Below are 9,306 nucleotides of genomic sequence, written 5' to 3' on the forward strand. Positions count from 1 at the left end.
CACGGACCGGTCTCGTGGGCTCGGAGATGTGTATAGGAGACAGGGTTCAGCCGTGCCAGGACCGCCACAGGGCCGCGTACGCCCCGTCGGCGGCGACCAGCTCGTCGTGCGACCCCAGCTCGCTGATCCGGCCGTCCTCGACCACCGCGATCACGTCGGCGTCGTGCGCCGTGTGCAGCCGGTGCGCGATCGCGATGACCGTACGCCCGTCCAGCACCCGGGCCAGCGACCGCTCCAAGTGCCGTGCCGCCCGCGGGTCCAGCAGCGAGGTGGCCTCGTCCAGCACCAGCGTGTGCGGATCCGCCAGCACCAGCCGGGCCAGCGCGATCTGCTGCGCCTGCGCCGGGGTCAGCGCCGTGCCGCCCGATCCCACCTCGGTGTCCAGGCCGGACGCGAGGGCCCGTGCCCAGCCGTCGGCGTCCACCGCGCCCAGGGCCGCCCACAGCTCGGCGTCCTGCGCCCCCGTCCGCGCGAGCCGCAGATTGTCCCGCAGCGAGCCCACGAACACGTGGTGCTCCTGGTTGACCAGGGCCACCTGCGCGCGCACCCGCTCCGCCGGCATCCGCGACAGCTGCGCCCCGCCGAGGGTCACCTCGCCCGCACGCGGTGCGTAGATGCCCGCCAGCAGCCGGCCCAGCGTGGACTTGCCCGCGCCCGAGGGGCCGACGAGCGCCATCCGGGTGCCCGGCGGCACCGCCATCGACACCCCGTGCAGGACGTCCACGCCCTCCCGGTAGCCGAAGCGGACCTCGTCGGCGCGTACGTCGCGGCCCTCCGGGGCGACGCCCGCATCACCGGCATCCGGCTCGATCTCCCGCACGCCCACCAGGCGGGCCAGCGACACCTGCGCGATCTGCAGCTCGTCGTACCAGCGCAGGATCAGCCCGATCGGGTCGACCATCATCTGCGCCAGCAGCGCGCCCGTGGTCAGCTGTCCCACCGACAGCCACCCCCGGAGCACGCAGAAGCCGCCGATCAGCAGCACCGAGCCGAGGATCGTCAGGAAGGTGACGTTGATGACGGGGAACAGGACCGTGCGCAGGAAGAGGGTGTACCGCTCCCACGCCGTCCACTCCTTGATCCGCCGCTCCGACAGCCCGACCCGGGCCGGGCCGAGGCGGTGCGCCTCGACCGTCCGGCCCGCGTCCACCGTCTCGGTGAGCGCGGCCGCGACCGCCGCATAGCCGGCCGCCTCCGAGCGGTACGCCGAGGGAGCCCGCCGGAAGTACCAGCGGCAGCCGATCACCAGCACCGGCAGCGCCACCAGCGCGGCGAGCGCCAGCGGTGGCGCGGTCACCGCGAGCGCCCCGAAGAGCAGCCCCACCCACACGACGCCGATGGCCAGTTGCGGGACGGCCTCGCGCATCGCGTTGGCCAGCCGGTCGATGTCGGTGGTGATGCGCGACAGCAGGTCGCCCGTGCCGGCCCGTTCCAGCACCCCCGGCGGCAGGCCCACCGACCGCACCAGGAAGTCCTCCCGCAGGTCGGCCAGCATCCGCTCACCGAGCATCGCCCCGCGCAGCCGGACCAGCCGGACGAACAGCGTCTGGACGGCGAGCGCCACCGCGAACACCACGGCCACACGCTCCAGGTGGAGCTCGCGCGCGCCGGCCGCCAGCTGGTCCACCACCCGGCCCAGCAGGTACGGGCCGACCATGGAGGCCGTCACCGCGACCGCGTTGACCGAGACGAGGACCGCGAACGCCCGCCGGTGCCGCCGCAGCAGGCCGCGCACGTAACCCCGTACGGTCGCCGAGCCGCCCACGGGCAGGGTGGCGGCCGTTTCGGGGGCCGCCGGGTCGTACTCCGGCGGGGCCACGCCGATCATGCGGTTTCCTCGATCTCTGTGAGTTCCTCGGCCAGCCGTTCCAGTCCCATGCGGGCGAGCCGCTGCTCCTCGTCGGTCTCCCGGGTGACGACCGCCCGGTAACGCGGCTCGCCGCGGAGCAGTTCGCGGTGCGTACCGGTGGCGGCGACCGCTCCCTCGTGGACCAGTACCACGTGGTCGGCGCGGTCCAGCAGCAGCGGCGACGAGGCCAGGACCACCGTGGTCCGGCCGGCCCGCAGCTCCCTGATGCCGTCCGCGATCCGCGCCTCGGTGTGCGAGTCGACTGCCGAGGTCGGCTCGTCCAGCACCAGCACCTCCGGGTCGGTGGCCAGGGACCGCGCCAGCGCCAGGCGCTGGCGCTGGCCGCCGGACAGCGACCTGCCGCGCTCGGTGATCCGGGCGTCCATCGGGTCCACGACCCCGGCCGGGGCCGACTGCAGCAGCGCGTCCAGGACGTCCGCGCACCGGGCGGCGGCCAGCGCGGCCGCCGGCTCCACCGCACCGGACGACGGTACGGCGAACAGCTCGCGCAGCGTCCCGGACAGCAGCACCGGATCCTTGTCCTGCACGAGGACCAGGGCCCGCGCCGTGTCCAGCGGCAGCCGGTCCAGCGGGACCCCGCCCAGACGCGCCGAGGCCCGTCCGGCAGCCCCGGAACCTGGGCCGCTCCCGCCGCCTGCGCCGCGCTCCCCACGGCTCTCCCCGTCTGCGCCGCGGTCCCCACCGGCCTCGCCGCCTGCGCCGTGGTCCCCACCGTCCTCGGCCTCAGCGGGGTGGCCGCCGAGGCGTTCGGCGAGCCGGCCCGCCAGGTCCGGGTCCCCGCACACCACCGCGGTGAGCCGGCCCGCCGGGGCCAGCAGCCCGGTCACCGGGTCGTACAGGTCCCCGCCCGGCTCCGGCGCCGCGAGCGGGCCCTCGAACCCCGGCCGCGCATCCGCTTCCGTACGCGTCAGCGACAGCACCCGGGCGGCCCGCTGGGCGGAGGGGCGCGAGAAGGAGTAGGCCATCGCGATCTCCTCGAAGTGCCGCAGCGGGTAGAGCATCGTGGCCCCCGCGCTGAAGGCCGCGACGAGTTCGCCGACGGTCAGCCGGCCGTCCAGGACGAGCCCCGAGCCGTACCAGACGACCGTGATCAGCAGCACGCCCGGCAGCAGCACCTGGACCGCCGAGATCAGCGCCCACATCCGGGCGCTGCGCACGGCTGCCTCGCGGACCTGCTGCGAGGCTTCCCGGTAGCGGGCCAGGAACAGCTCCTCGCCGCCGATGCCGCGCAGCACCCGCAGACCCGCCACGGTGTCGGAGGCCAGCTCGGTGGCCCGGCCGGCCTTCTCCCGCTGGACGTCGGCCCGCCGGGTGGCGCGCGGCAGCAGCGGCAGCACGGACAGGGCCAGCACGGGCACGCCGACGGCGACGACGATCCCGATCGACGGCGCGTAGAACAGCAGGCCGACGCAGATGGCGACGACGGCGAAGGCGGCGGCGAGGAAGCGGGAGACCGCCTCCACGAACCAGCCGATCTTCTCCACGTCGCCCGTGGAGACCGCCACGACCTCGCCCGCCGCGACCCGCCGGGTCAGGGCGGAGCCGACTTCGACGGTCTTGCGGGCGAGGAGCTGCTGCACGCGCGCCGCGGCGGTGATCCAGTTGGTGACGGCGGTGCGGTGGAGCATGGTGTCTCCGACCGAGGTGGCGATCCCGATCAGCACCAGCAGTCCGCCGACCAGCAGCAGCCGGCTGCCGTCGCGGTCGACGACCGCTTCGACGCCCGCGCCGACCGCGTACGGCAGCCCGGCGATCCCGCAGAAGTGCACCAGGCCCCAGCCCAGGCTTCTGGCCTGCCCGCCCAGTTGTCTGCGGCCGAGCCACAGCAGGAAGCGGGGGCCGGAGCGGGCGTCGGGTACCCCGGGGTCCGGATGCGGAAGGTCGCTGATCTGCATGACGCCCCAGGGCTGGTCGTGATGTCCGGACCGTGCAAGGTTCGCGCTGCGGACGGGCACCGGGCAATCGATTTTGCGTCGGCCACGGCATCACCCTGCGTCGTCCGCCGCTGCCGCTGCCGCTGCCGCTGCCGCTGCCGCTGCCGCTGCCGCTGCCGCTGCCGCTGCCGCCGCCGCTGCCGCGCACCGGGTCAAGGGCGCGTGGCGCGCTCCAGCTCGATCAGGGCCGACCGGTAGGGGCGGCCGGTGGCCCGCTCCATCCCCACCTCGCACATCCGGTTCGCCGACAGGTAGGCGTCGAACCCGCGCGCGGTCACCTCCGCGGCCTCGCGCGCCGTCGCCGAGGCCGCCAGCTCCGGATGGAGCATGCCCCGGTCGCCCGCGAAGGCGCAGCAGCCCGCGTCGTCCGGCACCACCACCTCCCGCGCACAGGCCTCGGCCACCGCCCGCAGTGCCCCCTCCGTGCCCAAGTGCCGCATCGAGCAGGTGGGATGGACGACCGCCGAGCCGGCCGTGCGCCGGACCGCCAGGCGCGGCAGCAGTTCCCGCGCCGCCCAGACGACGGAGTCGACGACCGTCAGCTCCGCGTGCAGCGCGCGGTTCCCGTCGGTCAGGTACGGGACCACCTCGCGCGCGAGGCCCAGTGCGCAGGACGAGGCGTCGACCACGAGCGGCAGCCGCCCGCCGGCCGTCCAGCCCCAGGCCGCCTCCACGATCCGGTTGGCCATCACCCGGTTCCCGGCGTCGTAGCCCTTGGAATGCCAGATGGTCGCGCAGCAGGTGCCGGTGGCGTCCGGCGGGATCCACAGCGGCTTGCCGGCCCGCTCGGACACGGCCACCACGGCCTCGGGCAGGCTCGGCCCGGGCTCGCCCCGCGGCCCGTCGAAGATCCGGTTGATGCAGGCCGGGTAGTAGACGGCCGCCGCACCGACCCGCCGGGTGGCGGGGAGCCTGCGCGGGGCGGCGCCGGGGATCTGCGGCAGCCACTGCGGCACCAGGCCGGGGCGTACGGCCTTGCGCGCGGCGCCTGTTACGGCAGCCGGGAGCCGGTGCCCGAAGACGCCCGCGACGGTGCCGGCAGTGGCCACGGCCAGCCGCGCGGCGCCCTCGACGGCCGCGAACCGCCGGGCGGCGAGCGCGGCCGCCCACTCCTCGCGCGGACCGTGCCGGCGGTGGCGGAAGTCCTTCATCAGTGCGCCCGTGTCGATGCCGACCGGGCAGGCGAGCATGCAGGCGGAGTCGCCGGCACAGGTGTCCACGGCGTCGTACCCGTAGGAGTCGAGCAGCTCGTCCAGTACCCGGGAGCCCGGCGGCTGCCGCACCATCTCCCGGCGCAGCACGATCCGCTGACGGGGCGTGGTCGTCAGGTCCTTGCTGGGACACGCCGGTTCGCAGAACCCGCACTCGATGCACGGGTCGGCGACCGCCTCGACCCGGGGGATCGTCTTCAGGCCGCGCAGATGGGCCTGCGGGTCGCGGTCGAGGAGGACCCGCGGGGCGAGCAGCCCCTCCGGGTCGACGACCCGCTTGGTGCGCCACATCAGCTCGGTGGCCCTGGGCCCCCACTCCAGCTCCAGGAAGGGGGCCATGTTGCGGCCCGTGGAGTGCTCGGCCTTCAGCGAGCCGTCGAACCGCTCCACCGTGAGCCGGCAGAACGCGTCCATGAAGGCCGCGTAGCGCGCCACGTCGGCGGGCCGGGCGGCGTCGAAGGCGAGCAGGAAGTGCAGGTTGCCGTGGGCGGCATGGCCCGCTACCGCCGCGTCGAAGCCGTGCTCGGCCTGCAGCGCCAGGAGTGCCTCGCAGGCCTCGGCCAGCCGCGCCGGCGGGACGGCGAAGTCCTCGGTGATCAGCGTGGTCCCGGGGGCGCGGGCCCCGCCGACGGCGGTGACGAAGGCCTTGCGCGCCGCCCAGTAGCCGTGGAGGGTGCCTGGGTCCCGGGTGAAGGCGTTGGCGACGGAGGGCACCGGCGCGACCAGCTCCAGCCGGGCCAGCACCCCGGCGGCGCGCCGCTCGTACTCCGCCAGACCGGCCTCGTCGGGGGCGCGGAACTCCACGAGCAGGGCGGTGGTGTCCTTCGGCAGGCGGGCCCAGTCACCGGGGACGCCCGCGACGCTGACGGAGGCGCGCAGGGTGTTGCCGTCCATCAGCTCGACGGCGAGGGCGCCCGCCTCGTTGAACAGCGGCACGGCGGCGGCCGCGGCGGGCAGCGAGGGGAAGAAGAGCAGCGCGCCGGAGGCCTTGCGGTCCAGGGGGAGGGTGTCGAAGACCAGCTCGGCGAGGAAGCCGAGGGTGCCCTCGGAGCCGACCATCAGTCCGCGCAGGACCTCGACGGGGGTGGTGCCGTCCAAGTAGGCGTCGAGGCGGTAGCCGGTGGTGTTCTTGATCTCGTACTTGGCCCGGATCCGGGCGACGAGCTCCGGATCGGCCTCGATCTCCCGTTTGATCTCCATGAGGCCGCGGCAGAGGGCGGGCTCGGCGCGGGACAGCTCCTCGTCGGCCAGCGGGTCGGCGGTGTCGACGACGGTTCCGCCGGGCAGCACGAAGGTCAGGGAGGACAGGGTCCGGTACGCGTTCCTGGTGGTCCCCGCGGTCATGCCGGAGGAGTTGTTGGCGACGACCCCGCCGAGGGTGCAGGCGATCGCGCTCGCCGGGTCGGGGCCGAGGACGCGGCCGTGCCGGGCGAGGGCGGCATTGGCCCGCGCCACGGTGGTGCCGGGCCGGATCCGGGCCCGGCGCCCGCCTTCGAGGACCTCGACGCCGACCCAGTGGCGGCGTACGTCGACGAGGATGTCCTCGCCCTGGGCCTGGCCGTTGAGGGAGGTCCCGGCGGCCCGGAAGACCACCTCGCGGCCGTGCCCGTGGGCGTAGGACAGGACCGCGGACACGTCGTCGAGGTCCTCCGCGACCACCACCACCTGCGGGACGAACCGGTAGGGGGAGGCGTCGGAGGCGTAGCGGACGAGGTCGGATGCCTTCCACAGGACCTTCGAGGCGCCGAGCAGCTCGGTCAGCTCGCCGCGCAGCGGATCGGGGGCGCCGCCGGCACGCCACTCGGGCATGCGGTCGGGGGAGGGGCCGCCGATGCCGTGCGGGCGCAGGGCCCCGGGCTTCGGTTCCAGCAGCGGCATGGGCGACCCCTCGCTCCTCGGCCCGTCAGCAGCGGCCCCCCTCGGGGGCGTCCGTGAGGGCGGCCAGCAGGCCGCCGAGCAGGTCCCGCTGCCCGGCGCTCAACGGAGCCAGGATCTCCTCTGCGGCGTCCGTTCGCGCGCTGCGCAGCCTGCGCAGCGTGGCGCGCCCCGTCTCGGTGAGTTCGATCCGTATGACGCGCCGGTTCGCCGGGTCCGGGGCGCGGCGCACGCACCCGGCCGCCTCCAGACCGTCCACCAAGGTCGTCACGGCTCGGGGCACGACCTCCAGGCGGGCGGCGAGATCCGCCATCCGGGGCGGCTGTTCACCATCGGAGTACGAGACCAGGCGCAGCAGCCTGCTCTGGGCGGGAGTGATGCCCAGCGGCTCCAGATGGCGCTTCTGGATCCGGTGGAGCCGTCGGGTCAGCCGCAGCAGCTGCTCGGCGAGCACGCCGTCTGTGCTGTCGGTCTCGGGAGCGGTGCTCATACTGGGAACAGTAGCAGGACCCGACTCATTGTGAGCATAGGTAACAATGAGCTATGCTCGCATGAGTCGTCGGGAGTCCGAGTCCCGCCATAAGGAGGCCCATGCGCTCCGAAGAACCGAATTGGACGCCATCGCAGGAATCCCTCGACCCCCGGCGCCCCGGCCCCGGTGAGCGGCCGCGGGAACTGCGCCGGATCATGGGCCTCTTCCGCCCCTACCGCGGCCGGCTGGCCGTCGTGGGGCTCCTCGTCTGCGCGTCCTCGCTGGTCGGGGTCGCCTCGCCGTTCCTGCTCAAGGAGATCCTGGACGTCGCCATCCCCGAGGGCCGCACCGGTCTGCTCAGCCTGCTCGCGCTCGGCATGATCCTCACCGCGGTCGTCACGAGCGTCTTCGGTGTCCTGCAGACCCTGATATCCACCACGGTCGGCCAACGCGTCATGCACGACCTGCGGACCGCCGTCTACGCCCAGCTCCAGCGGATGCCCCTGGCGTTCTTCACCCGCACCCGCACCGGCGAGGTGCAGTCCCGGATCGCCAACGATATCGGCGGCATGCAGGCCACCGTGACCTCGACGGCGACCTCGCTCGTCTCCAACCTCACGGCCGTCGTCGCCTCCGTCGTGGCCATGCTCGCGCTCGACTGGCGGCTCACCATGGTCTCGCTGCTCCTGCTGCCCCTCTTCGTGTGGATCAGCCAGAGGGTCGGCCGCGAGCGGAAGAAGATCACTTTCCAGCGGCAGAAGCAGATGGCCGCCATGGCCGCGACGGTCACCGAGTCGCTGTCGGTGAGCGGCATCCTGCTCGGCCGCACCATGGGCCGCGCCGACTCGCTCACCCGCTCCTTCTCCGCGGAGTCCGAGCAGCTCGTCGCCCTCGAAGTGCGCTCCAGCATGGCCGGCCGCTGGCGGATGTCCACCATCGGCATCGTCATGGCCGCCATGCCGGCGCTCATCTACTGGGCCGCCGGCATGGCCCTGCAGTCGGGCGCCCCCTCCCTCTCCGTGGGCACGCTCGTCGCCTTCGTCACGCTCCAGCAGGGCCTGTTCCGGCCCGCCGTGAGCCTGCTGTCGACCGGCGTGCAGATCCAGACCTCCCTCGCCCTCTTCGCGCGCATCTTCGAGTACCTCGACCTGCCGGTGGACATCACCGAGCGCGAGGACCCCGTACGCCTGGAGCGGGCCAAGGGTGAGATCCGCCTCGAGGACGTGCACTTCGCGTACGACACCGAGAGCGGGCCCACCCTGGCGGGGATCGACATCACCGTCCCGGCCGGCGGCTCCCTCGCCGTGGTCGGCCCGACCGGCTCCGGCAAGAGCACCCTCAGCTACCTGGTGCCCCGGCTGTACGACGTCACCGGCGGCCGGGTCGCCCTCGACGGGGTGGACGTGCGCGACCTCGACTTCGACTCGCTGGCACGGTCCATCGGCGTGGTCTCCCAGGAGACGTACCTCTTCCACGCCTCGGTCGCGGACAACCTGCGCTTCGCCAAACCCGACGCCACCGACGAGGAAATCGCCGAAGCGGCCCGCGCCGCCCAGATCCACGACCACATCGCATCCCTGCCCGACGGGTACGACACCCTCGTCGGCGAGCGCGGCTACCGCTTCTCAGGCGGCGAGAAGCAGCGCCTCGCCATCGCCCGCACCATCCTGCGCGACCCGCCGGTGCTGATCCTCGACGAGGCCACCAGCGCCCTCGACACCCGGACCGAGCACGCCGTGCAGCAGGCCATCGACACGCTGACTGCGGGGCGCACCACGATCACCATCGCGCACCGTCTCTCGACCATCCGCGACGCCGACCAGATCGTCGTCCTCGACCAGGGCCGCATCGCCGAACGAGGCACGCACGAGGAACTGCTCGTCGCCGGCGGCCGGTATGCCGCCCTGGTCCAGAGGGACCGGGAGGCAGCCCACGCCCACCCGC

5 protein-coding genes are annotated in these 9,306 nt (G+C 74.1%); 1 reads left to right on the plus strand and 4 read right to left on the minus strand.

Annotated elements, in window-relative coordinates:
• Positions 1-46: 46 nt before the first annotated feature.
• From HYE82_RS29730 to HYE82_RS29745, 4 genes are all read right to left on the minus strand, one after another.
• A complete protein-coding gene (locus HYE82_RS29730; RefSeq protein ID WP_179177285.1) occupies positions 47-1,828 on the minus strand; it encodes an ABC transporter ATP-binding protein in 1,782 nt (593 codons plus the stop codon).
• Positions 1,825-3,765 (minus strand): ABC transporter ATP-binding protein, encoded by a 1,941-nt coding sequence (locus tag HYE82_RS29735; RefSeq protein ID WP_179177289.1) that lies wholly within the window; start codon positions 3,763-3,765, stop codon positions 1,825-1,827. Before HYE82_RS29735 ends, HYE82_RS29730 begins: the two co-directional genes overlap by 4 nt.
• Positions 3,766-3,956: 191 nt before the next feature.
• Positions 3,957-6,893, minus strand: a complete 2,937-nt coding sequence (locus tag HYE82_RS29740) for an FAD-binding and (Fe-S)-binding domain-containing protein (protein ID WP_179177286.1) — start codon at positions 6,891-6,893, stop codon at positions 3,957-3,959.
• A 25-nt stretch (positions 6,894-6,918) separates the two neighbouring features.
• Positions 6,919-7,380 (minus strand): MarR family winged helix-turn-helix transcriptional regulator, encoded by a 462-nt coding sequence (locus HYE82_RS29745; RefSeq protein WP_179177287.1) that lies wholly within the window; start codon positions 7,378-7,380, stop codon positions 6,919-6,921.
• 101 nt (positions 7,381-7,481) lie between these two features.
• On the opposite strand from HYE82_RS29745, the gene HYE82_RS29750 reads away from it, so the two are divergent.
• Positions 7,482-9,306 (plus strand): ABC transporter ATP-binding protein (locus HYE82_RS29750; protein WP_179177288.1); only part of this gene is annotated, 1,825 nt, incomplete at its 3' end.

The sequence above is a fragment of the Streptomyces sp. BR123 genome (assembly GCF_013401435.1).
Classification (GTDB): Bacteria; Actinomycetota; Actinomycetes; order Streptomycetales; family Streptomycetaceae; genus Streptomyces.